The organism is Streptomyces sp. KPB2 (assembly GCF_003950055.1).
GTDB lineage: Bacteria > Actinomycetota > Actinomycetes > Streptomycetales > Streptomycetaceae > Streptomyces > Streptomyces salinarius.
This window is the reverse complement of record NZ_CP034353.1, coordinates 7379192-7402358: the sequence shown is the minus strand read 5'-3', so window position 1 is coordinate 7402358 and position 23167 is coordinate 7379192. Positions and strand designations below refer to the sequence as shown.

At 73.5% G+C, this 23167-nt stretch carries 21 protein-coding genes and 1 pseudogene; 9 read left to right on the top strand and 13 right to left on the bottom strand.

Annotated features, from left to right (window positions below; translation table 11 throughout):
- The first annotated feature begins 245 nt into the window (after positions 1-245).
- The gene (locus D1J63_RS33445) at positions 246-1388 is read left to right on the top strand and encodes an aminoglycoside phosphotransferase family protein (protein WP_164413886.1); all 1143 of its coding nucleotides are present in this window, start codon (positions 246-248) and stop codon (positions 1386-1388) included.
- Between the two features lie 292 nt (positions 1389-1680).
- Positions 1681-3624 carry an N-acetylmuramoyl-L-alanine amidase gene (locus D1J63_RS33440; RefSeq protein WP_241235635.1) on the top strand — a complete coding sequence of 648 codons (1944 nt, stop codon included), beginning with the start codon at positions 1681-1683 and terminating at the stop codon, positions 3622-3624.
- Between the two features lie 9 nt (positions 3625-3633).
- Here the strand turns inward: D1J63_RS33440 and D1J63_RS33435 are convergent, their stop codons facing one another.
- From D1J63_RS33435 to D1J63_RS33415, 5 genes are all read right to left on the bottom strand, one after another.
- Positions 3634-4131 carry a hypothetical protein gene (locus D1J63_RS33435; RefSeq protein ID WP_003971896.1) on the bottom strand — a complete coding sequence of 166 codons (498 nt, stop codon included), beginning with the start codon at positions 4129-4131 and terminating at the stop codon, positions 3634-3636.
- A 57-nt stretch (positions 4132-4188) separates the two neighbouring features.
- A complete protein-coding gene (locus D1J63_RS33430; protein ID WP_197923630.1) occupies positions 4189-4791 on the bottom strand; it encodes a CGNR zinc finger domain-containing protein in 603 nt (200 codons plus the stop codon).
- Between the two features lie 345 nt (positions 4792-5136).
- Positions 5137-6039, bottom strand: coding sequence for a universal stress protein (locus D1J63_RS33425; protein ID WP_102932751.1), 903 nt, complete (start codon positions 6037-6039; stop codon positions 5137-5139).
- Positions 6040-6145: 106 nt separating this feature from the next.
- Complete coding sequence (locus D1J63_RS33420; RefSeq protein WP_043377340.1) at positions 6146-6388, bottom strand: DUF397 domain-containing protein; 243 nt, start codon at positions 6386-6388, stop codon at positions 6146-6148.
- A gap of 76 nt (positions 6389-6464) precedes the next feature.
- Positions 6465-7964 carry an acyl-CoA synthetase gene (locus D1J63_RS33415; protein ID WP_125634088.1) on the bottom strand — a complete coding sequence of 500 codons (1500 nt, stop codon included), beginning with the start codon at positions 7962-7964 and terminating at the stop codon, positions 6465-6467.
- 173 nt (positions 7965-8137) lie between these two features.
- Between D1J63_RS33415 and D1J63_RS33410 the strand changes: the two genes are divergently transcribed.
- On the top strand, positions 8138-9913 hold the full coding sequence (locus tag D1J63_RS33410; protein WP_125634086.1) for a serine hydrolase domain-containing protein: 1776 nt from the start codon (positions 8138-8140) through the stop codon (positions 9911-9913).
- A 30-nt stretch (positions 9914-9943) separates the two neighbouring features.
- Here D1J63_RS33410 and D1J63_RS33405 read toward each other — a convergent pair whose 3' ends face one another.
- The 5 genes from D1J63_RS33405 to D1J63_RS33385 all read right to left on the bottom strand — a co-directional run bounded on the left by D1J63_RS33405 (position 9944) and on the right by D1J63_RS33385 (position 15627).
- Positions 9944-10135, bottom strand: a complete 192-nt coding sequence (locus D1J63_RS33405; RefSeq protein ID WP_164713088.1) for a DUF2795 domain-containing protein — start codon at positions 10133-10135, stop codon at positions 9944-9946.
- A gap of 88 nt (positions 10136-10223) precedes the next feature.
- Positions 10224-11804 (bottom strand): NAD(P)/FAD-dependent oxidoreductase, encoded by a 1581-nt coding sequence (locus tag D1J63_RS33400; RefSeq protein ID WP_164713087.1) that lies wholly within the window; start codon positions 11802-11804, stop codon positions 10224-10226.
- Between the two features lie 47 nt (positions 11805-11851).
- On the bottom strand, positions 11852-14287 hold the full coding sequence (locus D1J63_RS33395) for a serine/threonine-protein kinase (RefSeq protein ID WP_125634082.1): 2436 nt from the start codon (positions 14285-14287) through the stop codon (positions 11852-11854).
- A gap of 20 nt (positions 14288-14307) precedes the next feature.
- Entirely contained in the window at positions 14308-15210 is a 903-nt protein-coding gene (locus tag D1J63_RS33390) for an oxygenase MpaB family protein (RefSeq protein ID WP_125634080.1), read from the bottom strand.
- A gap of 39 nt (positions 15211-15249) precedes the next feature.
- A complete protein-coding gene (locus D1J63_RS33385) occupies positions 15250-15627 on the bottom strand; it encodes a four-helix bundle copper-binding protein (protein WP_102928077.1) in 378 nt (125 codons plus the stop codon).
- A gap of 156 nt (positions 15628-15783) precedes the next feature.
- Between D1J63_RS33385 and D1J63_RS33380 the strand changes: the two genes are divergently transcribed.
- The 4 genes and pseudogenes from D1J63_RS33380 (at position 15784) to D1J63_RS36835 (ending at position 18635) form a co-directional block, all read left to right on the top strand.
- Positions 15784-16188 carry a ChaB family protein gene (locus D1J63_RS33380; RefSeq protein ID WP_102928075.1) on the top strand — a complete coding sequence of 135 codons (405 nt, stop codon included), beginning with the start codon at positions 15784-15786 and terminating at the stop codon, positions 16186-16188.
- A 37-nt stretch (positions 16189-16225) separates the two neighbouring features.
- A complete protein-coding gene (locus D1J63_RS33375) occupies positions 16226-16582 on the top strand; it encodes a DUF6479 family protein (protein ID WP_125634078.1) in 357 nt (118 codons plus the stop codon).
- Positions 16583-16672: 90 nt separating this feature from the next.
- Positions 16673-17737 (top strand): annotated as a pseudogene (locus tag D1J63_RS33370) (cytochrome b); the annotation flags it as partial.
- Between the two features lie 88 nt (positions 17738-17825).
- Positions 17826-18635 carry a DUF3152 domain-containing protein gene (locus D1J63_RS36835; RefSeq protein WP_241235634.1) on the top strand — a complete coding sequence of 270 codons (810 nt, stop codon included), beginning with the start codon at positions 17826-17828 and terminating at the stop codon, positions 18633-18635.
- Positions 18636-18639: 4 nt separating this feature from the next.
- Here D1J63_RS36835 and D1J63_RS33365 read toward each other — a convergent pair whose 3' ends face one another.
- The 3 genes from D1J63_RS33365 to D1J63_RS33355 all read right to left on the bottom strand — a co-directional run bounded on the left by D1J63_RS33365 (position 18640) and on the right by D1J63_RS33355 (position 20981).
- The gene (locus D1J63_RS33365) at positions 18640-19665 is read right to left on the bottom strand and encodes an SPFH domain-containing protein (RefSeq protein ID WP_164413918.1); all 1026 of its coding nucleotides are present in this window, start codon (positions 19663-19665) and stop codon (positions 18640-18642) included.
- A gap of 2 nt (positions 19666-19667) precedes the next feature.
- Positions 19668-20099 (bottom strand): NfeD family protein, encoded by a 432-nt coding sequence (locus D1J63_RS33360; RefSeq protein WP_007388222.1) that lies wholly within the window; start codon positions 20097-20099, stop codon positions 19668-19670.
- Positions 20100-20246: 147 nt separating this feature from the next.
- Positions 20247-20981 (bottom strand): lytic polysaccharide monooxygenase, encoded by a 735-nt coding sequence (locus tag D1J63_RS33355; protein ID WP_125634076.1) that lies wholly within the window; start codon positions 20979-20981, stop codon positions 20247-20249.
- A gap of 309 nt (positions 20982-21290) precedes the next feature.
- On the opposite strand from D1J63_RS33355, the gene D1J63_RS33350 reads away from it, so the two are divergent.
- Both D1J63_RS33350 and D1J63_RS33345 read left to right on the top strand, forming a co-directional pair.
- Entirely contained in the window at positions 21291-21746 is a 456-nt protein-coding gene (locus tag D1J63_RS33350) for a DoxX family protein (RefSeq protein WP_125634074.1), read from the top strand.
- 239 nt (positions 21747-21985) lie between these two features.
- Positions 21986-23164: a type III polyketide synthase gene (locus tag D1J63_RS33345; RefSeq protein ID WP_125634072.1), complete on the top strand. Its 1179-nt coding sequence runs from the start codon at positions 21986-21988 to the stop codon at positions 23162-23164.
- Positions 23165-23167 lie beyond the last annotated feature (3 nt).

Sequence of the window (23167 nt, the reverse complement as noted above, 5' to 3'; positions counted from 1 at the left end):
TTGCCGGGCGACTATTCGCCACCGTTCGCCAGGGTGCGCCAGATGGTGTGCCACGGGCGGCCGGGTGTCAGGTAGGAATGCGCCACCCCGACCCGGTCGCCGCGGGGACACTCCCCAGGGTGGCCCCGGACGGCCGGTCGGGAGGCGCGACGGCTTTCGGAAGGCGTGCCCCGGCACCGAACGGAACGGTCGGGCACCGCTCTTCAGGCAGGCACAGCAGGCACACGAAGGGATCTGTCTCGCCCATGTACGCAGCATCGTCCTCCGTGTCCGCCCCGCAGCGCTCGCTGCACCCCCGTCCGACGGCGGGCGGCGGCCCCTATCTCGCCCCCGCGCGTCCGGCGGCCCCGGTGCTCGGGGCCGGCAGGGCGCGGCTCGGCGCGGGGCCCGGCACACAGCCGCTCAGCGGAAGAATCGACCTGTCCGGCCCCCAGGGGGCCCAACTGCGCACGGCCATCGCCGCCGTGCACCGGATCTGCCCGGAGTTCTCCCCCGTGCAGGTGCTGCGGCGCAGCGGGCGGTCCGTGCTCCTGGTCGGTACGACCGGGCGCAGCACGGCGGTGGCCAAGTGTTTAGTGGACCACTCCCCCGCGTGGGCGGAGCGCAGCCGGCACGAGATAGGGGCATACCGCTCGTTCGTCCGGCAGCGCCCTCCGGTGCGGGTGCCGAGGCTGATCGCGGCGGATCCGGACAACGGCACACTGGTGATCGAGCGGATGCCCGGGCGGGTGGCGGCCCTGCAGCGCCACCCCCTGGAGGCCCCGCCCCGGGCCGACATCAGGGCGGCGATCGGAGCGGTCTGCCGGCTGAACGCCTGGCGGCCGCCGGCCGGCACCTTCGACGCCCCGCTGGACTACGCGGCCCGGATCTCCCGCTACCACGAGCTGGGGCTGCTCACCGACCGGGACCTGGGCGACCTGCAGAAGCTGCTGCACGGCATCGCCCACGCGGGCGGACGCCAGGGCATGGGCCAGTTCTGCCACGGTGACGCGCTGCTGTCCAACGTCCTCATGTCCCCGGCCGGTCCGGTGCTGGTGGACTGGGAGCACGCGGGCTGGTACCTGCCGGGCTACGACCTGGCGACGCTGTGGGCCGTCCTCGGCGACGCCCCCGCGGCCCGCCGTCAGATCAGCCAGATCGCCCAGGCGACCGGCACGGCGGCGCGCGACGCGTTCCTGGTGAACCTGATGCTCGTCCTGACCAGGGAGATCCGTACGTACGAGACGGCCGTGCAGCGTTCGATGCACGACACGGTCGCGGCGGCGCCGACGCCGGCCCATCCGGGTGCCGCGCCGACCGGCGAGGAGCAGCGGCTGCTGCTGCGCCGGCTGCACGACGACTGCCAGCTGGCCCGGCGGGCCGTGCGGGCGGCGGTCGGCACGCGCTGACGGCAGCCGGCGAGGACGACGACGGTCCGCGGTGCGCCCCCTCGGGAGGGGCGCACCGCGGTTTTCGTGTTCCGGCGGACCGGTCCGCCGGGAGCCATTGGTGTGAGCCACTGACGCCGCGCAGGCCCGTGGGCCGCCGCCGCGAAACTCGCCACACCCCTCGCTGACGTGGGAAATCGCCACTGTGACGGCATGATTGACGGATCGTCGGACCGCCGGGTACCACTGACCCACGCCCGGCCCCGCACGTTGCGCCACGCCCCGTCACGCCCGACCGTCACAGGAGGCCGTTTTGCGAGGATCCCCCGTCGTGCCCGCCCTGGCCACCGCGGCGTTGCTGCTGCCGCTGCTCGGCGCGGCACCGTCCGCCGCCGCGCCCCCGGACGCGCCGCCCGCGCCGGACCGTCTCCAGCGGGCGTTCGCCACCGCGGCGGCCAAGTACCACGTGCCGCAGAGCGTCCTGCTCGGCGTCTCCTATCTGCAGTCCCGCTGGGACGCCCACGACGGCGCGCCGAGCGTGACCGGCGGCTACGGCCCGCTGCACCTCACCGACGCCCGCACGGCGCTGGCCGGGGCGCCCCGGTCCCACCACGGCGAGGGCTCGGAGGACCCGCGCGGCGACGACGCGCGCGCCCCGCTGCACCCGGCGGAAGAGGCCGCGCCGCCGTCCGCCGACCTGCCGGCCCGGCTGACCACGCTGCCGAGGGCCGCCGAGCTGACCGGGCTGAGCCCCGAGGCGCTGCGCACCGACCCGGCCGCGAACGTGTCCGGCGGTGCCGCCCTGCTCGCCGCCGCCCAGCGGGAACTGGGCGAGCCGCTCAGTTCCGACCCGGCGGACTGGTACGCGGCGGTGGCCCGCTTCTCGGGCGCGGAGGACTCCGCGACGGCGGCGGCGTACGCGAACGACGTGTACGAGGTCATCCGTACGGGTGAGCGGCGCACCACGGACGCCGGCCAGCGGGTCACCCTGACCGCCCGCCCCGACGTGGCACCGGACACCTCCCGGCTGGAGGGCGCGGGCCTGCGCACGGCGTCCGCCGCGGGCACGGAGTGCCCGAGGTCGGTGGCCTGCGAGTGGATCCCGGCGCCGTACGAGGAGTTCGGCGACGGCGACTACGGCAACCACGACCTGGGTGACCGGCCTGCCGCCCAGCGCATCCGGTACATCGTCGTGCACGACACGGAGGGCACCTGGAACGGCGTCCTCAACATGGTCCAGGACCCCACCTACGTGTCCTGGAACTACACGCTGCGCTCCACCGACGGCCACATCGCCCAGCACGTGAGGGCGAAGGACGTCGCCTGGCACGCGGGCAACTGGTACGTCAACGCCAAGTCGATCGGCCTGGAGCACGAGGGCTTCCTGGCGGAGCCGGACGCCTGGTACACGGAGGCGATGTACCGGTCGTCGGCGCGGCTGGTGAAGTACCTGGCGAAGAAGTACGACATCCCGCTGGACCGGCAGCACGTCCTCGGCCACGACAACGTGCCCGGCACCACCACCGCGACGATCCCGGGCATGCACACCGACCCGGGGCCCTACTGGGACTGGCGGCACTACTTCCAGCTGCTCGGCCGCCCCTTCGAGCCGACCGCCGGCAAGAACTCCTCCCTGGTGACGATCCGCCCGGCCTACGACGCCAACCGTCCCGAGTACACCGGCTGCGAGACGGCGGGCGAGCCGTGCGCCGCCCACGGTTCCAGCGAGGTGCGGCTGTACTCCGACCACGACGTGAACGCGCCGCTGATCAAGGACATCGGTCTCGGCACCACCCCCACGACGGGGGTGAACGACCTGTCCTCCCGGGTCTCCACGGGCCAGCAGTACGCGGTGGCGGACCGGTGGGGCGAGTGGACGGCCATCTGGTACCTGGGCCAGAAGGCCTGGTTCCACAACCCGCGGAAGAGCCCGGCGGCGGTCCCCGCGTCGGGACGCGTGATCACGCCGAGGAAGGGCCTCACGAGCGTCCCGGTGTACGGGCGCGCGTACCCGGAGAAGGCCGCCTACCCGGCGGGCGTGCCCGCCCAGGCGGTGTCGCCGCTGCCGTACACGCTGCCCGCGGGGCAGAAGTACGTGGTGGGTGAGAAGGTGCCGGGCGAGTACTACTACGCGGTCACCTTCGACGAGGCGTCCCACCGGGTGGTGACCGGCAAGGACCAGTACTACGAGATCCAGTACGGCCACCGGGTGGCGTACGTGCGCGCCGCCGACGTGACGGTCTCGGCCGCCCGCTGACGGCCGGCCTCAGCCCTGCTGGAAAAGCTCCGCCGGGAGCGGCTTCAGCAGGGCGTACAGGTCGTCGGTGATGGGGCGGTCCCAGGCGGCGATGGTCACGAGGACGCCGTCGCTGCGGTCGAACTGCACGCAGGAGATCCGGCTCTCGGAGAGCTTGAGGCGGCGCACGATCAGCAGGTTGTCGCCCTGCATCACGGGGACGTCCTCGGCGCCGACGACGGTGATCTCCTCGTCGTTCTCCAGGGCGAGCAGCAGCTGGGCCACCTCGAAGGGGATCTCTCCCTCGGGGACCTCGCGGGCCGGGGAGCCGTCCGGCAGATTGCCGATGATCATCGCGGGGCCGCGGCCGCCGAACAGGTCGTAGCGCAGGAAGACGCCCTGACAGCTGCCGTCGGGCGCGGGCAGCAGGCCGGCGCCGAGGTTTCCGGGCCAGTCGCCCGGGTCCATGGCCAGTACGTCGAAGTCGGGCCCGGCGGGCGTGGCGCTGCGGCGGCGGAGGAACGACATGCCGCCATGGTACGTGGCCGGACCGGGTGAACGGCGTGCGGGCGGACGCCGACCGGGCTACCCGGCCCGGCGGTGCCGCTCCTGATGGCGGGCCACCCGCGCCCGGTTGCCGCAGGAGGGCTTGCACCACTCCTGACGCGGGTGCTCCTTGAGGAAGTAGCGCACGCAGCGCGGTGCGTGGCAGGCGCGCAGCCGCTGCCGGTCGGGGCCGGCGAGGAAGCCGATCACGGCCTGTGCGAGGACGGCGGCGAGGTCGGTCCCGACGCCCTGCGCGGGTACCGAGCGTACGACGGGGCCTGCGGCGTCGCCCCAGGCCAGCACGGGGACCGTCGGGGTCCGGGCGGCCGCCTCGTTGAGCCGCCCGAGGGCCTCCGGCACGGGCAGCAGCCGGCCGGCGTCGGCGGGGCTGGGCTCGCCGGGGCGTACGGCGCGGGCGAAGAGGGAGCGGGCGGCGGCCCGTACGTCCCGTACGGCGGCCAGGGTGGACGCGTCGGCGGTGAAGGGCTCGCCGTCCGGCACGATCCCGGGGTGATTCCCGGCCCAGGCGGTGAGTCCGGCGAGGTCGGCCAGGTCGTCGGCGACCGAGCCGTGTCCGTCGTGCCGGACGGTCAGCACGAGGTCGAGCGCGATCCGGGAGTCCGCGCCGGGCAAGTCCTGCATGGGCCCGATGATAGGCACCCGGGGACGACTGAGGCTTGGGCGGGCGCCCCCGGCGGCGGGCACCCCGGGAACGGCCACGGACGCGCCCCCGCCCCGAACCGCCGAATGCGCGCGAGGGCAACGGGTACGGGCGAGCACACCAGGCCCGGGACGGGCCCACCGACCGACGCCGTCACCCCACCGGCGGCGCGGGGAACACCACCGGCACGCGGAGACGGACGGGAACCGGGCGGGCATCCCGGGAACGGCGCGGAGGGGGCCCCGCCGCGAACCGCCGAATGCGTGCGAGGGCGACGGGTACGGGCGAGCGCGCCTGGCCCCGGACGGGCCCGCCGGACGGTGTCGTCACTCCTCCGGCGGCGCCGGGGGCACGACGGCGACCGGGGACGCCGCGTGCAGCAGGACGGCGTGGGTGACCGAGCCCATCATGCGGGCCGGGGCCAGCAGGCGCCGACGGTGGCGGCCGACGACGACCAGGTCGGCGTCCCGGGAAGAGGCGACCAGGTGTCCGGCGGCGTCGCCCGGCGCGACGTACGGGTCGGCCCGGACGTCGGGGTGGCGTTCGCGGTAGGGGGCGAGGAAGCCGTCGGCGAGGACCCGGGTCTCGCTCTCCAGGGACACTTCGTCGATCACCGGGGGCACGATCTGACCGGCGGCGGCCCAGGTCTGCACCGGCCACGGGTAGGCGGCGACCACCTGGAGGCGGGCGCCGCGCAGCTCGGCCTCGGTGAAGGCGAAGGACAGGGTGGCGTCGTCGGGGCTGTCCACGTGCAGGCCGACCACCACCCGGGGCCCGGGTTCCTCCGGTGCCTCGCCGTGGACCTCGCGCCCGGGGCGGGGCACCACGACGACGGGGCACTCGGCGTCACGGGCGGCGGCCATGCCGTTGGAGCCGAGCAGCAGGCCGGTGAAGCCACCCCGGCCCCGGGAGCCGAGGACCAGCAGCTGGGCGTCGGCGCCCAGTTCCGGCAGCAGGGCGCCCGGTACGCCCTCCATGCCGACGTACTCCGTCGGCACCGCGTAGGCCCGCCCCTGAAGGTGCGCGCGGGCCTGGTCGAGCGCCGGGTCCTCGGCGGTGTCCGGCGGGCCCGCGACCAGGACGTCGGTCTGGGCCCAGGCGGCGTACTGGCGCACGTGCACCACCCGCAGGGGTGCCTCGCGCCGGTGGGCGGCGTCGAGCGCCCAGTCCAGGGCGCGCAGGCCGTCGTCCGAACCGTCGACCGCCGCGATGACCGGCAGGGTGCTCATGGGTCCTCACCTCCGGAGTACGGACTTCCCCCCGGCGGCGGACCGAACACCCCGGTTCGGCCGGTCGGCGCACCCGCGGTCGCCCCGCGGCTGTCCCGCGGTCGTCCTACGTGAGGTCGAACTCCCCTTCTCGTGCTCCGGACACGAAAGCCCCCCATTCGGCCGGGGTGAAGATCAGGGAGGGGCTTTCCGGGCTGCCGCTGTTGCGCATGGCGATGAACCCCTCGACGAAGGCGATCTGGACATCCCCCAGGCCTCGGCTGCTGGACTGCCACTGCGCGTTGCTGAGATCCAGCTCCGGCTTGTCCCAGCCCATGAGCGGGCGCTGGTGGGTGGTGCTCTCGGCCACGTCCGTGCTCCTCCCGGTGTCGTCTTGCGCGGCCAGCCTAGCGATCCGGTCCGACCGCCGACAGGCCGTCGCGGCGTCAGGAACCGGCGAAGCGGTCCCGCAGCTCGCGCTTGAGGATCTTGCCGCTGGCGTTGCGCGGCAGGGCGTCCACGAACCGGACCCGCTTGGGTGCCTTGAAGGCGGTGAGTTTCTCGCGGGCGTGGGCGATCAGTTCGTCCTCGGTGACCTCGCCGCGCGGGACGACGACGGCGGTGACGGCCTCGATCCACCGTTCGTCGGGCAGGCCGACGACCGCCACCTCGGCGACGGCGTCGTGCGTGTAGAGGGCGTCCTCGACCTGGCGGGAGGCGACCAGCACGCCGCCGGAGTTGATGACGTCCTTCACCCGGTCGACGATCGTGTAGTAGCCCTCGGCGTCCCGTACGGCGAGGTCGCCGGAGTGGAACCAGCCGTCGCGGAAGGCGGCCCCGGTCTCCTCGGGCTTGTCCCAGTACCCCTCGCACAACTGCGGGGAGCGGTAGACGACTTCGCCGGGTGTGCCGTCGGGCACGTCCTTGCCGTCCTCGTCGACCACGCGCGCGTCGACGAACAGGACGGGGCGGCCGCAGGAGTCCATCCGGCCCTCGTGCTCGTCGGGGCCCAGGACGGTGGCGAGGGGGCCGATCTCGCTCTGGCCGAAGCAGTTGTAGAAGGCGAGGTGCGGGAGGCGTGCGCGCAGCCGCTCCAGGACCGGCACCGGCATGATCGACGCGCCGTAGTAGGCCTTGCGCAGGCCGTCGAGGTCCCGGGTGGCGAAGTCGGCGCGGTTGGCGAGGCCGATCCACACGGTGGGCGGTGCGAACACGCTGTCGACGCGGCCCGCCTCGATCAGGTCGAACAGCCGGTCGCCGTCCGGTGCGTCCAGGACGATGTTGGTCGCGCCGACCGCGAGGTAGGGCAGCAGGAACACGTGGGTCTGCGCCGAGTGGTAGAGCGGGAGCGCGTGCACGGGGCGGTCGCCGGCGCGGAGGTCGAGGGCGGTGATGGCGCTCAGGTACTCGTGCACGAGCGCGCGGTGGGTCATCATCGCGCCCTTGGGCAGCGCGGTGGTGCCGGAGGTGTACAGGAGCTGCACCAGGGACTCCGCGGCCGGTTCGGGTCCGTCGTACGGGGGCGCCGACGCGAGGCGGGCGAGGAGCGAGTCGTCGGCGTCGCGCAGCGGCAGGGTGCGGGTGCCGCCGGGGAGCCGGGCGGCGAGGCCGGGGTCGGTGAGGACGAGTGCGCTGCCGGACTGGGTGACGAGGTAGGCGAGGTCGTCGCCGGTGAGGTTCTGGTTGACCGGGACGTGCACCAGGCCGGCGCGGGCGCAGGCGAGGAAGGCGATCAGGTAGGCGTCGGAGTTGTGGCCGTAGGCGCCGACCCGGTCGCCCGGGGACAGCCCTTCGGCCAGCAGGACGCTCGCCGCGCGCGAGACCGCGGCGTCGAGTTCCGCGTACGTCCAGGTGCGGTCGCGGTACTCCACCGCGACGCGGGCCGGAGTGCGTCGGGCGCTGCGCCGCAGCACCCCGTCGACCGTGCTGCCGTGTCCGGGCGTCATGACATGATCCTCGGCCGGTCGCGTGGGCGGGTCAAGCCGTGTGCGATGGTCCGCCGGCTGCTCGTGCCGGGTGCGCACGCCCCATTGACACAGCCCGGCACTGACAGGAAAGTTTCAGTCCGCACGGCGATCCGGGAAAGATACTTTCAGCTTCGGCGGCGGGAGGCTCTTCGATGGCGGGTCAGGCGACGAACGGATGGACGCGGCGTCAACTGGGCGCCGGGGCCCTGGCCCTGGGCGGCGCCCTGGCCATCGCCCCGTTCGCGGCGGGTCCGGCCGCGGCCGTCTCGGACAAGGGCCGCCGTCCCACTCTCCGGCGCGGGTCGGCCGAGCGCGCCGGACTGCTCCCGGGCCATCTGCGCCGGCTGGTCACCGACGCCGAGACGTTCCTCGCCCCGTCGCCCCAGCACCCCTGGTACGCGGGGGCCGTGCTGCTGGCCGGCCGGGGCGGCACGGTGGCGCTGCACGAGCCGATCGGCATGGCGGTGCGCTACCGGGCCTACGACGAGAAGACCGACACCGGTGTGGAGTTCCCCGCGGGGCAGCAGATCCCGATGGCCGAGGACACGGTGTTCGACCTCGCGTCGATCTCCAAGCTGTTCACCTCGATCCTCGCCGTGCAGCAGCTGGAGCGGGGCGCGCTGGAGCTGGAGGCGCCGGTCGCCTCGTATCTGCCGGACTTCGGACGGGCGGGCAAGCAGGGCGTGACGATCCGTCAGCTGCTCACCCATACCTCGGGCTTCCGGGCCTGGATCCCGCTGTACAGCGCGCCCACGTACGAGGAGAGGGTCCGGCTCGTCTACGACGAGGCGCCGGTGAACGACCCCGGCACGGCGTACCTGTACTCGGACCTGAACATGATCTCGCTCCAGCTGGTGCTCGAGAAGGTCACCGGCCGCACCCTGGACGTGCTGCTGCGCGACGGGATCACCCGGCCGCTCGGCCTCGACCGCACCCGCTACAACCCGCCCGCCTCCTGGCGGCCGGGGATCGCGGCCACCGAGGACGCCCGCCTGCCCTGGTCCGGCCTGGACCGCGGCCTCGTGTGGGGCGAGGTGCACGACGAGAACGCCTTCAGCCTGGGCGGGGTGGCCGGTCACGCGGGGGTGTTCTCCTGCGCGTGGGACCTCGCGGTCCTCGGCCGTACGCTCCTCAACGGCGGCTCCTACGGCCGGGTCCGCATCCTGCGGCCGGAGTCGGTGGAGCTGATGTTCACCGACTTCAACACCGATTTTCCCGGCGACGAGCACGGCCTGGGCTTCGAGCTCTACCAGCACTGGTACATGGGCGCGATGGCGACTCCGCGCACGGCCGGGCACACCGGCTTCACGGGCACCTCGCTGGTGCTGGACCCGACGACCGACTCGTTCCTCGTCGTCCTCGGCAACTCCGTCCACCCGGTCCGCAGTTGGCGTTCCGGCTCGGCCCCCCGGGTGGCCGCGGGCACGAACCTGGCGCGGGCGGTGCCGGTGCGGCCCGCACACGGACGCACCGCCTGGTTCTCGGGGACCGCGAGTTCCACCACGGCCACACTGACGCTGCCCGCGCTGGACACCTCGGCCGGAGGGGCGCGGCTGCGCTGCTCGCTGTGGTGGGACACCGAGCCCGGCTCGGACGCCCTCGTCCTGGAGGCCTCGACCGACGACGGAACCTCGTGGCAGCCGGTGCCCTTCACGACGTCCCGGCGGGGCGAGGAGCCCCGGGAGCATCCGGCGGGCTCGGCCACCGGCTGGTCGGGGCGCGTCTGGCACCGGCTGAGCGCCGGCCTCCCGGCCGCACGCGGCCTCACCCTGCGCTGGCGGTACACGACCGACCGGCTGTACGTGGGCCGCGGGGCGTACGTGGACGGGGTGCGCGCGGAGGCGGGCGGCGACGTCCTGTTCCACGACGCGCGCCCGGCGGACGCGGCGCGCGTCGAGGCGGTGGGCTGGTCGGCGTCGGCCGACTAGGACCGGCGTACGACGGACCGCGCGGGTCCGCTAGCCGTTGAAGACTGCCTTCTGCACCTCGTTCGGACCGTCGAAGCTGTTCTCCTTCAGTCCGTCGAGACGGCTCACGACCTTGTCGTCGGCCTTGTTCCTGCGGGCGCGTTCGACGAGCGCCTTCTTGTCGGCCGGGTAGTCCATGCCGTTGAGGGCCTTCTGCAGGTCGATGGGGCTGAGGTCCGCCATGACGGGCTCCTTGTCGTGCGGGGGTGACATGCGAAATGTCCGTTGTGTCGCGGTACCCCGCCCCGTCCCGGGCATGCGCGCCCGACCGTCAGCTCCCGGTCCCCTCCAGCACCGCCATCGCCGCGTTGTGCCCCGGCACCCCGCTCACCCCTCCCCCGCGCACGGCGCCCGCGCCGCACAGCAGGACGTTGGCCCGGCCGGTCTCCACGCCCCAGTGGCCGGTGCCCTCCTGGGCGTGGGGCCAGGACAGTTCGCGGTGGAAGATGTTCCCGCCGGGCAGGCGCAGGTCGCGGTCGAGGTCGAGCGGCGACCTGGCCTCGATGCAGGGCCGCCCGTCGGCGTCGGTCGCCAGGCAGTCCGCGAGGGGCTCGGCGAGGTGGGCGTCGAGCTGGGCGAGGGTCGACTTCAGCAGTTCGTCGCGTACGGCGTCGTTGTCCCGGGCGAAGAGGCGGGCGGGCGTGTGCAGGCCGAACAGGGTGAGGGTGTGCATGCCCTGCGCGGCCGGGTCGGGACCGAGGATGGTCGGGTCGGTCAGCGAGTGGCAGTAGATCTCGGAGGGCGGCGCGTCGGGCAGTTCACCGGCGGCCGCCCGGGCGTGCGCGGCGGCCAGTTGCCCGTAGCCCTCGGCGATGTGGAAGGTGCCGGCGAAGGCCTCGCGCGGGTCGGCGTCGGGGTCGCGCAGCCGCGGGAGCCGGGTCAGCAGCATGTTCACCTTGAGCTGGGCGCCTTCGGCGGGCGGGGGCGGCGCCTGGCCGGTGAGCGCGGCCAGCTCCCGCGGGGAGGCGTTGACCAGGACGTGGCGGGCCGCGCTCACGTGCTCGCCGTCGGCCGAGCGGTGGGTGACCTCGGCCGTCCGCCCGTCGGCCTCGATCCGTACCGCCTCGTGTCCCGTGGCGAGCACGGCACCGGCGGCCCTCGCCGCGTCGGCCAGCGTGTCGGTGAGGGCGCCCATGCCGCCGACCGGCACGTCCCAGGCGCCGGTGCCGCCGCCGATCACGTGGTAGAGGAAGCAGCGGTTCTGGATCAGGGAGGGGTCGTGCGCGTCGGCGAAGGTGCCGATCAGTGCGTCGGTGAGAGCGACGCCCCGGACCAGGTCGTCGGCGAAGTGCTCCTCGATCGCGATGCCGACCGGTTCCTCGAACAGGGCCCGCCAGGCCGCGTCGTCGTCGACCCTGCGGCGCAGTTCGTCCCGGGTGGGCAGCGGTTCGGTGAGGGTCGGGAAGACCCGCTGGGCCACGTGGCCGGTCATGGCGTAGAACCGCTGCCAGGCCGCGTACTCCCGGTCGGAGCCGGTGAGCCGGGCGAAGGACTCGCGCGTGCGCCGCTCGCCCCCGCCGACGAGGAGCCCGGTGGGCCGCCCGCCTCGCTCGACGGGCGTGTACGAGGAGACGGTACGGGTGCGCACCCGGAAGTCCAGGCCGAGGTCCCGCACGATCTTCCGGGGCAGCAGGCTGACCAGGTAGGAGTAGCGCGACAGCCGGGCGTCGATCCCGGCGAACGGACGCGTGGACACGGCCGCTCCGCCGGTGTGGTCCAGCCGTTCGAGCACCAGCACCGACCGGCCGGCCCGGGCCAGGTAGGCGGCGGCGACCAGACCGTTGTGGCCGCCGCCGACGATGACGGCGTCGTAGCTGCGGGAGGTGCGCGCGGTACTGGGCGGGGTCGTCATGGCTCTTGGTAACACGGGCCTGTCGGGGGCGGCCAGCCCGCCGTCGGTCACCGTCCGGCGCCGGCGCCGGCGTCCTGGGCCGGCGTTCCGCACCGGTGTGCCGCCGCCCCGCGCACTCCTGCGACCCTGCGGTACAGCTCCGTGGCCTCGGCGGCGCGGCCGAGTTGTTCCAGGCAGTGGGCCTCGTCGTCGCGGGCGACGAGGGTGTCGGGGTGGTCGGGGCCGAGGGCGCGTTCGCGGGCCGCGGCGACCAGGCGGTACTCGGTGAGGGCGGCGGACCAGCGGCCCAGCCAGCCCAGGGCGACGGCGACCTCGCGGCGGCTGACCAGGGTGTCCGGGTGGCCGGGGCCGAGGACGCGGTCACGGATCGCGCGGACCTCGCGGGCCTCGGCGAGTGCCTCCCCCCAGCGGCCCAGCCTGCCGAGGTTGACGCCCAGGGCGTGCCGGGCGCGCAGTGTCTCGGGGTGTTCGGCGCCCTGGGCGCGCGTCTGGTCCTCGATCAGCTCGGCGTACTCGGTGAGTGCTTCGGCGCAGCGGCCGAGGCGGCCCAGGGCGATGCCGGTCTCGTAGCGGGCGGCGAGGGTGTCGGGGTGGTCCGGGCCGAGCGCTCTCGCGCGGGCGGCGGCGACCTCGCGGTAGGTCGCCAGGGCCTCGTGCCAGCGGTCCAGCCGCCCGAGTTCGTAGGCGACCTCGTAGCGGGTGACGAGGGTGTCGGGATGCTCGGGGCCGAGCACGCGGGCCCGGGCCGCGGCCACCTCGCGGGCCGTCCGGTGGGCTTCCTCGGTACGGCCGAGCCGCCCGAGGTTGAAGGCGAGGTTGTGCCGGCAGCGCAGGGTGTCGGGATGGTCGGGGCCCATCGTGCGTTCACGGGCGGTCAGGACCGACGCGTACACCTGGTGGGCGTCGGCGTACCGGCCCAGCCGGCCCAGGGTGTAGGCCATCTCCTGGCGGACGGCGAGGGTGTCCGCGTGGTCGGCTCCCAGCATCCGGATCCTCGCCTCGGCGACGCCCTTGTACGCGCGCAGGGCGTCGGCGGCGCGACCGGTGCGGCCGAGGACGAAGGCGGCCTCGTAGCGGCTGGCGAGCGTGTCGGGGTGGTCGGGGCCGAGCAGGCGCTCGCGTTCGGCGGCGACCGCGCGGTGCACCTCGCCCGCCTCCGCCCAGCGGCCGAGCCGACCCAGGCTCAGCCCCGCCCTGTGCCGTCCGGCCAGCCTGACGACGGCCTCGGACGCCGGTGCCGGCCGTCCGGCCGGGACGGGTCCGGCGGGCCGGTTCCCGGCGGCCCGGACACCGGCGTCGCGGTCCACGGAGGCCGACGTCTCGACGGTCCGGTCCCCGACGCCACGGTCCACGGAGGCCGACGTCTCGACGGTCCTGCCTCCGGCGCCACGGTTCACGGAGGCCGAGGCTTCGGCGGTCCGGTCATCGGCCGCCGGGGCGGGGGCGGGACGCGGGATCCACTCGCCGGACAGGCCCGCCGCGGGGTCCGGGGGTGTGGTGCGCGGGCCGGTGCCGGTCGCCTTGGGGCCGGCGGTCATGGAGCGGGTCCAGGACGGCAGCGCGGCGCGGCGGCCCCCGGCCGGCTCACGCGCCGGCGTCCGGAACGTCGGCGGAGCGGGCACGGACGCCGGTCCCGCGCGGCCCGTGCCGATCCGGCGGGCCAGTTCACGGGCGTCGTCCGGGCGCTGCTCGGGCCGTTTCGCCAGCAGGTCCAGGATGATCCGGTCCAGGTAGGCGGGTAGTTCAACGCGGTGGGTGCGGGGTGGTGCGGGCTCGGTGTCGCGGTGGCCGACGAGGATCGCCCAGGCGTCGTCGAGGTCGAACGGCGGGGCGCCGGTGGCGATCTCGTAGAGCACGCAGCCCAGGGAGTACAGGTCGCTGCGCCGGTCGACCTCGTCGCCGCCGATCTGTTCGGGCGACATGTAGTGCGGGGTGCCCATGGCGATGCCGGTGCCGGTGAGCCGGGCGGTGAATCCGGCGTCGTGACCGAGCCGGGCGATGCCGAAGTCGCAGATCTTCACGGTGCCGTCGGCGGTCCGCACGATGTTCGCGGGTTTGAGGTCGCGGTGGACGATGCCCTGATCGTGGGTGTAGGCGAGCGCGGCGGTGACCTGCTCGGCGATGTCGACGACGTCGGGGACCGGCAGTGGGTGGCCCTTGTTGTCCTCCAGGAGCCGGCTCAGGTCGTGCCCCTCCAGCAGCTCCATGACCAGGAAGAGCACGCCGTCCCACTCGCCGAAGTCGTGGACGACGGTCACCCCCCGGTGCTGGAGCGCGGCGGCCACCCGCGCCTCGCGCCGGAACCGCTCCCGCAGGACGCGGGTGAAGGAGTGGTCGTGCTGCGTGCCGAGTGGTTTGAGGCACTTGACGGCTATGCGACGGCCCAGTGACTCGTCCCGTGCCCGCCACACCTCGCCCATGCCGCCGCGCCCGATCTTCTCGAGCAGCCGGTACCTGCCCTGGATCAGCGTGCTGTCCCCCATGACTTCGCCGCCCCCGTGGTTCAGTCCGCCGCGCCCTCCCCTGGCGGGTCCAGTATGGCCGCTTGTCGTCCGATTTTGTATGGCGCGGGGCGGGCGGCCGGGCCGAGCCGGTCCATGGCCCGAAGGATGTGCTTGGGCGGCAGTTGCCAGCGCAGCCGGGCGGGGATCGCGCGCAGCACGGCGCCGGTGGCGCGGAGCCGGCGGGTGACGGTGGCGGGCGGGGGCGCCGGCCGGCCGTAGAGCTCGTGCGCGTACGGCGGCAGGGAGTCGTAGGCGAGAGAGGCGACCCGCCGCCACAGCAGCTCGCGGGCCGGGACCAGGAGGGGGTGCGTGGGCGGGCGGCGCAGGAAGTCGTCGACCTCGTGTGCCTCCGGCCCGGCGGCCAGCTCGGGCCGTACACGCGCGAAGTAGGCGGCCAGCTCGGCGCGGTTCGCGGGTACGGAACCGGGGTCCAGGCCGACGAGGCGGGCGCTGTGCCGGTGTTCGGCGAGGTAGCGGTCGGCGTGGGCGGCGGTGAGCGGGAAGCCGGAGCGGCCGAGGACGTGCAGGTAGGAGCCGATCTCGGCGCAGTGCACCCACAGCAGCAGGGCGGGTTCGTCGACGCCGTAGCGCTCGCCCGTGTCGGGGTCGGTGGCACCGAGCATGCGGTGGATCTTCCGCACCCGGGCGCCGGCCCGCTCGGCGGCCTCGGTGGTGCCGTACGTGGTGGTGCCGACGAAGCCCGCGGTGCGCATGAGGCGGCCCCAGGCGTCGCGCCGGAAGTCGCTGTTCTGCATCACACCGCGCACGGCGCGCGGGTACAGGGCCTGGAGGTAGAGGGCGCGGACGCCGGCCACCCACATCATCGGATCGCCGTGCGCCTGCCAGGTCACGGAATCCGGACCGAAGAGCCCCGGATCGCCGCCGGTCCGCGTCGCCGCCATACGGGCAGGCTAACGCGGCGCGGGTCCCGCTCCCAGGCCTCAGCGCAGGGTGGCCAGGAACTCTCCGCAGGCGCGGGCGCAGTCGCGGCAGGCCTTCGCGCTCTCCTCGGCACCCGGGTGGCCGTCGAACACGTGGGCGCTCTCCAGGCACACCTGGCGGCACCACTCCAGCTGGTCGCGGATGACGGCCTCGTCCACCTGGTTCTGTTCGGACAGCACCCGGCAGGTCGCGTCGCAGACCTCCGCGCACATGATGCCCTTGCGCCGCACGAGCTCCTGGTTCTCGGTCCCGTCCGGATCCACGAGGCTCGCCCGCAGGGCGCAGGCCCGGGCGCACTCGGTGCACGCCTGCGCGCACGCGAAGCGGTCCTCGAGGAAGCGGAACAGTTCCTGCTGGGAAGTCGTCGTCGATGTCACACCGGGCGGGTTGCCGCGGGCGGCGGTGCCCAAACCGCCGGACCCGTCGGCGCCAGGGGCTCCGGGCCGTTTTCCGGGCGGGGCGCAGGGGACCCGTGGACCGCCCCCGCGACGGGTGGGGGTGATGCGGCCGAAGACGTACGGAGGTGCACGGACATGCCGGGACGACAGGAACTGCCGTCGACCCTGGAGCGCTCCCCGCAGGAGGCCCGGCGCACCTGGATCAAGGCCCACGACTCCGCCGTCGAGGAGTACGGCGAGGGCGAGCGGGCCCACCGGGTGGCGTACGGGGCGCTCAAGCACAAGTTCGAGAAGGTCGGCGACCACTGGGAGCGCAAGGAGGGCGGTCGCAAGGGCCCCTCAGACCCCCAGTCCGGTCGGCCCCGCGGACGGGGCGGGCGCAGCGGCGAGGGTGTCGACGAGAAGGCCTCGAAGGAGCACCTGTACGGCGTCGCCCGGCGCCTGGGTGTCGAGGGCCGGTCGAAGATGTCGAAGGCGGACCTGCTCGAGGCGATCAGGAAGGCCAACCGTTCGCGGACGCGGGCGTCGCGGTCGGGGTGAGCGGGTTGGTGCCGGGGGCCGCGGGTACCCGCGCTCCATGACCAACGCATGGATGGACCTGGCCGCGGGCTCCGGCGGTTTCCCCGTCTGGCTGATCGTCGCGGCCGTCGTGGTGGTGGGTGTGCTGATCGGCGCGTTCGCGTTCGGCAGCCGGCAAAAGCGCCGCGAGCCCCCGCCGCCGACGGCCGAGGAGCAGCCCCGTCTGCCCGACGAGGGGCCGGTCCACGAGACGCGGGAGCGTCGGGAACCGAACGAGATGCCGCGCACTGACACACGCACGCTGCCGCACGAACTCGGGCACCAGGGCAGCCGGACCGCATCCGATCAGCAACGGCCCCGCTGGGACGAGGGCAGCAGCGGTTCCTTCGGCGGCGGCGGCCCGGGCGCACACTGACGCGCGCCGCGGGATGCCGAAGGGTGACCGGACCCGGTCGGTGCGTAGTTTCCGGCACGGACCTCGGGGAACCCATGCGCCGTGCTGTTGATGCAGAGGAGAAGGGCCCGCGCCGGTGCGCGGGCCCGTCACGCGGCCGAACACACCGTCAACTGGGCCGACGGGCGGCTCCCCGTCTCCGAGGGCGGGGGGCTGCTGCGCAAGGCCTTCCCCGAGCACTGGTCGTTCCTGCTGGGCGAGATCGCCCTGTACAGCTTCGTGGTGCTGCTGCTGACCGGGGTCTGGCTGACGCTCTTCTTCAAGCCCTCGATGACGGAGGTCGTCTACGACGGCTCGTACGAGCCCCTGCTGGGGGTGAGCATGTCGGAGGCCTACCGCTCGACGGTGGACATCAGTTTCGACGTGCGCGGCGGGCTGTTGATCCGGCAGGTGCACCACTGGGCGGCGCTGGTGTTCCTGTCCGCCATCGGGGTGCATCTGCTGCGGATCTTCTTCACCGGGGCGTTCCGCCGGCCGCGTGAGGTCAACTGGCTGATCGGTGTCACGCTGTTCATGCTGGCCCTCGTCGAGGGCTTCGCCGGCTACTCCCTCCCGGACGATCTGCTGTCCGGCACCGGGCTGCGCATCGCGCAGGGGATCATCCAGTCGATCCCGGTCGTGGGGACGTATCTGACCATGTTCGTGTTCGGCAGCCAGTATCCCGGCCACGACATCGTGCCGCGGCTGTACTCGGTCCACATCCTGCTGGTGCCCGCGCTGCTGGTGGCGCTGGTCACGCTCCATCTGATCCTGGTGTTCTACCTCAAGCACACTCAGTGGGCGGGCCGCGGGCGCACCAACCGCAACGCGGTGGGCAAGCCGATGTTCCCGCAGTTCATGACGAACTCCTCGGGCCTGTTCTTCATGGTCTTCGGCGTTCTGACGGTGCTGGCGGCGGTGGCGCAGATCAACCCGATCTGGACGTACGGCCCCTACCGCCCCGACATCATCTCCTCCGGTTCGCAGCCGGACTGGTACGTCGGGTTCCTGGAGGGCTCGCTGCGGCTGATGCCGCCGTTCGAGACGGATGTGGCGGGCCACACGATCATGTGGAACGTCCTGGTGCCCGCGGTCGTGCTGCCCGGCGCCCTGTTCGCGGTGCTGTACGCCTACCCGTCGCCGACGCCGCGGCGGCCGTGCCCGTCGCCGACGGGGCGGCCGGCCCCGCCTGCTGTGGCCGGGCCTCGCGGCCGGGGCCGTCCTGGTGCTCGCCGGCGGTCTGGCGCTCAAGCAGGGCACGGAATCCACCGGCCACTCCACCGGCTCGGCCGGTGCGTCCTCGGTGACGGAGACCGGTGGGACGGAAGCGGCGCGGAAGGGCCCCTCCACGCCCGAGCCGGAGAACGAGGAGAAGCCGGAGAAGGAGGAGAAGGAGGACGCAGGGAAGAAGGACGCCGACGCGGGTGGCGGGGAGGCGGCGGGCGAGAAGCCGGACCCCGACTCGATACCGTCGTCCGGGCCCGGGACCTTCGCCACCGCCGACGGCGGCGGCGACCGGGTCGGCGGCAGCGCGCGGACGCTGACCTATGTGGTGCAGGTCGAGGACGGCATCGGCATCCCGGCGCGGGACGTCGCCGCCGAGGTCGAGCGCGTCCTCGCCGACGAACGGGGCTGGACGGCCGACGGGAAGGTGGGCTTCCGGCGGGTGGCGGACGGCTCGTCCGACTTCCGGGTGCGGCTCGCCACGGCGGGCACGGTGGACGACATATGCGGCCGGTACGGCCTGGACACCGGCGGCGAGGTCAACTGCAACGTGGGCCAGGACGTCATGGTCAACCTCAAGCGGTGGCTGCTGGCGACGCAGTACTACGCGGACGACGTGACGTCGTACCGGGCGCTGATCATCAACCACGAGGTCGGGCACTTCCTCGGCCACGGCCACGAGGGGTGCCCCGGGGCGGGGCGCCCCGCGCCGGTGATGATGCAGCAGATCAAGGGCCTGCACGGCTGCCGGACCAATGTCTGGCCCTACGACGCCGACGGCCGGCCGATCACGGGGCCGGCCGTCGGCTGAGTGCTCACGCGGCGTGGCCCTCGGGGGGCACGCCGTTGGCCCGGGCCGCGTCGGCGAGCGCCTGGGCTGCGGCCTCCGCGGCCTGTGCCGTGTCGCTGGCCGCCTGGGCGGCCCCGTCGTCCGACGGGTGCTCACGGGTGGCCGGCGACTGCGGCAGCGCCTCGGTGAAGGCCCGGGACACTCCCTGGAGCGCGGAGGTGACCTCGCTGGGGATGACCCAGAAGGTACTGCCCGAGCCCTGTGCCAGCTGGGGCAGCACCTGGAGGTACTGGTAGGCCAGCAGTTTGGGGTCCGGGTCGTTGCGGTGGACGGCCTGGAAGACCTCGTCGATGGCCCGGGACTGGCCCTCCGCCTTGAGGATCTCGGCGGTGCGGTTGCCCTCGGCGCGCAGGACGGCGGCCTGCTTGTCGCCCTCGGCGGTGAGGATCTGCGACTGGCGCTGCCCTTCGGCGCCCAGGATCGCGGCCCGCTTGTCCCGCTCGGCCCGCATCTGCTTCTGCATGGCGTCCTTGATGGTCTGCGGCGGGTCGATCGCCTTGATCTCCACCCGGTTCACCCGCAGTCCCCACTTGCCGGTGGCCTCGTCGAGCACACCGCGCAACTGGCTGTTGATGGTGTCGCGCGAGGTGAGGGTCTTCTCCAGGTCCATGGATCCCACGACGTTGCGCAGGGTGGTGACGGTGAGCTGCTCGACGGCCTGGAGGAAGTTCGCGATCTCGTAGAAGGCCGCACGCGGGTCCGTGACCTGGAAGTACAGCACGGTGTCGATCTCGACGACGAGGTTGTCCTCGGTGATGACCGGTTGCGGTTTGAAGGAGACGACCTGTTCGCGCAGGTCGATCACCGGATAGACGCGGTCGATGTACGGGATGACCACGCTGAGTCCGGGTTTCAGGGTGCGGTGGTAGCGGCCGAGCCGTTCGACGTTGCGGGCTCGGGCCTGCGGCACGATGCGCACCGCCCGCACCACGGTGAAAACGGCGAGAAGCGCGACGATCACACCGGCGATGAGGAACGCCGAGGCCTCCATGGTCACTCCCGGGGATAGACGAATGCGGTGGTGCCGCTGATCTCCAGAACGTCGACGGTCGCACCCCGGGGAATCACCAGCGTCTCGTCGTAGGAACGGGCGGTCCATTCCTCACCGCCGATGCGGACCCGGCCCTCCATTCCCGTCACGTCGGAAACGACGTAGGCGGCCTGGCCGACCAGGGCGTCCACCCCGAACCGCTCGGTCTGGGGCTGGTGGAGGTGGCGCACCGCGACGGGGCGCAGGAAAAGGAGGGTGACCGCGGAGACGACCGTGAACACCAGGAACTGAAAGGGCGTGGAAAGGCCGGCCGCCGCGGACGCGGAGGTGATCAGCGCGGCCACTCCGAGCATTCCGAGTGCGGCGGTCAGGGTGAAGATCTCCGCCACGATCAGAACGGCGGAAACGATCAGCCAGATCAGCCACGGATCCATTGCGACCCCCTTCCGCTTTGGAATTATTTTACTGGCTTTCAGGAAAATCGGACCCGTTCGTCGCCCTGGATCGTCGGTGCGCCGGCGGGGGCCGGCACGCGCCCGGATCGGTGCGCGCCGGCCCACCGCGGTCGCACGGCCGGAAGGTCAGGCGGCCGCGCAGACTCCGAGGTCCTCCCAGACACCCCACTCACCGGTGGTACCGGGCTCCTCGCCGGTCACCCACCACTTGGCGCGCCAGGTGTGGCCGCCGTAGGAGACGGTGTCGCCGCCGCCGTAGACGCTGCCGGCGTTCCACAGCGGCGCGTCGCAGGCGCCCGGGTCGCCGTCTCCGCCGCCGTCGCCGCCCCCGTCGCCCCCACCGGTGCCGCCGATGTTGACGTCGATGCAGGAGTAGAACGCGTTGCCGGTGTCCGCCACGTTCCAGACGGCCAGTACCTTCTGACGGCCGGTGAAGCCGCCGAAGTTCACCTGGTGGCTCACGTCCGGGGCGGGCTGCGCCCTGTGGCCGTCGAACTCGGCGATCTTCTGGTTGCCGATGAAGTACTGCCAGCTGGCGGTGGCGTGCCGCGCCGTGTGGTGCCAGGTGAAGGTGTGCGTCGTGCCGACCGGGGTGACGCGCCAGCCCTTGCTGTCGTCGTCGAGCTCGGCGAACTGGCTGTTGCCGCCGCTGCAGCTCTTCAGACCCTTGGGGCCCTCGACGCTCTGGGGCTCGTACTTGATCTGGCCGCAGTCGACGATCCCCGCGGCGCACTGGTCCTGCCGGCTGCCGGGCGAGGTCACCCACCCGTGGGCGTTGGCGGTGCTCGCCGGAAGGCTGACGGCGAGCAGCGGAGCGACCAGCGCCCCGACCGCGAAGGCCACCCGTCTCTTGGTGCGCATCTCGTGCCCCTTTCCATGCTGGTCTAGACCTGACAAGTTCAGGTCTAGACCATAGCGGGGAAGCCGGTCCGGTCAAGGGTCTGCGCAACATCAACCGACGGTCGGTGCTGCTCACTTGGCGCGACGACCCCGAGCGGAAGTCGTTGGGCTATTGGTCTAGACAAGGCTTGCCGGGATGGTTAAAAGTCGAATGGGCCGCGCGTCTCCCCCCTCCCTCGGGACGCCGTCGGGCCCCGCCCCGTGCTGCGCACCATCCCCACCGGCCGCCCGCTTCGCCCGCGGTCGGTGCGCCAGAGAGGAGCACCACCGTTGGAAGCGTTGGAGAAACGCAGGGAGCACGTGATCGCGCTCTTCCGCATCGTCACAGGCCTGCTGTTCGCCTGCCACGGAGCCGCCACCCTGTTCGACGTCCTGGGCGGTCCGCACGGAGCCGCCCCCGACTTCGCCGCGTGGCCCGGCTGGTGGGCCGCCGTGGTGCAACTCGTCGGCGGCACACTGGTCCTGTGCGGCCTCGCGACCCGCCCCGCGGCCATCCTGTGCTCCGGATCCATGGCGTACGCCTACTTCGTCGAGCACCAGCCCGACGGGCTCTTCCCCATCGAGAACGGCGGGGAGGCGGCGGCCATGTTCTGCTGGTCCTTCCTCCTGGTCGCCGCCGTCGGACCGGGCCGCTGGACCCTGGGCTCCCGCCTCCGCCCCCGCCGACGGGACGAAGACCGGCCGGTCACCGGGTCGCTGCCCACGGACACGCCGACGTCCGCCTGAGTCGCCACTCGACGGCGCACACGCCGAGCCGCACCTCGGCGTGTGCGCCGTCTCACGTATCCCGAAGCCATCCAAGTTGCGTGGGTCACTGCGCAAATGCCCTTTTCGCCCCCATGCTCGAAGGAGCAGGGGCCGCTCGCAGCCGCCCGAAGTGGTGTGCTCCGGCGTCGACTTGGTCGCCGACGTGCCCGAGCGTGCGCCGCCCCCTTCCCTCGCAGCTCCGAAGAAAGGTGCCGATCGTGGCCGCATACCTGTGCGCTCCCGCCGTGATACACGGCGAGCACTCCGTGAAGACCGAAGAGATCGTGGCGGAAGTGCACGGCCGGCACCCGGAGGCGGCCTGGGCTCCGCGCGTCGACGGCATCGCGGCCAGCACGGGCATCGAGACCCGCGGCTGGATGCTTCCCCTGGAGGCCGCCGTCGCGCCCGGCAGGGGGAGCGGTCCGGGGTCCGCCGGTCCCGCCCGGGAGGCGCTGATCCGCGAGGGGTTCACCGAGCAGGACGCCGACCGTGTGATCGCCGCTCTCGATGCCGTGCCCGCACCGCAGACCGTGCAGGAGCGCACCGCCCCGGCCTGGGAGGCCGTGCAGTCCTACGGGGAGCGGGCGGCGCGCGGGGCCCTGCAGATCGCCGGGCTGGACGTCGCGGACGTCGACTGCCTGATCACCAGCAACTCCACCACCCCGGCGCTGCCCGGACTGGACGTCGCCCTGGCCAACCGGCTTCCGCTGCGCGGCGACGCCATGCTCCTGCCCGCCACGCAGTGGGCCTGCGTGGCAGGGACCCGTTCCCTGGCGCTGGCGGCGGACCTGGTGGCGGCGGACCCCGACCGGGTGGTCCTGGTCGTGATCTCCGAGGCGCTGAGTACGACCTACCAGCCCGCGGACGACACCCTGGAGTCCCTGATCGTCCGGCTGCTGTTCGCGGACACCGCGGTCGCCGCGGTGGTCACGGGCCGGCCGAGGCCCGAGTCGGTGCTCCGGCTGGACGCCTCCTGGCACCACACCCTGCCGGGCACGCAGGACCTGCACCGCTTGGAGACGCGGGCGGACGGCACCCACTTCGTGATGGACCGGCGCGGGCCGCGGGCGGTGCAGGACACGGTCACCGCGATGTGGGAGTGGCTCCGCGTCCGCTACGAGGACGACCCCGCCGCCTGGCACCCCGACGTGCTGCTCGCGCACCCCGGCGGTACCCGGGTGCTGGAGTACATGGAGCAGACGATGCCCGCCGAGTGGCCGTCGGGACTCCTGCGGTACAGCCGGGACAGCTACACCACCGGCAACCGCGGGGGCGCCGCCGTCTTCGACATCCTGCGCCGGGCGCACGACGCCGGGCAGAAGGCGGGCAGCCGCGCCGTGCTGTACGCGGCTGCGCCCGGCCTGACGGCCACCGCCCTGGAAGGGGAGTGGCTGTAAGGG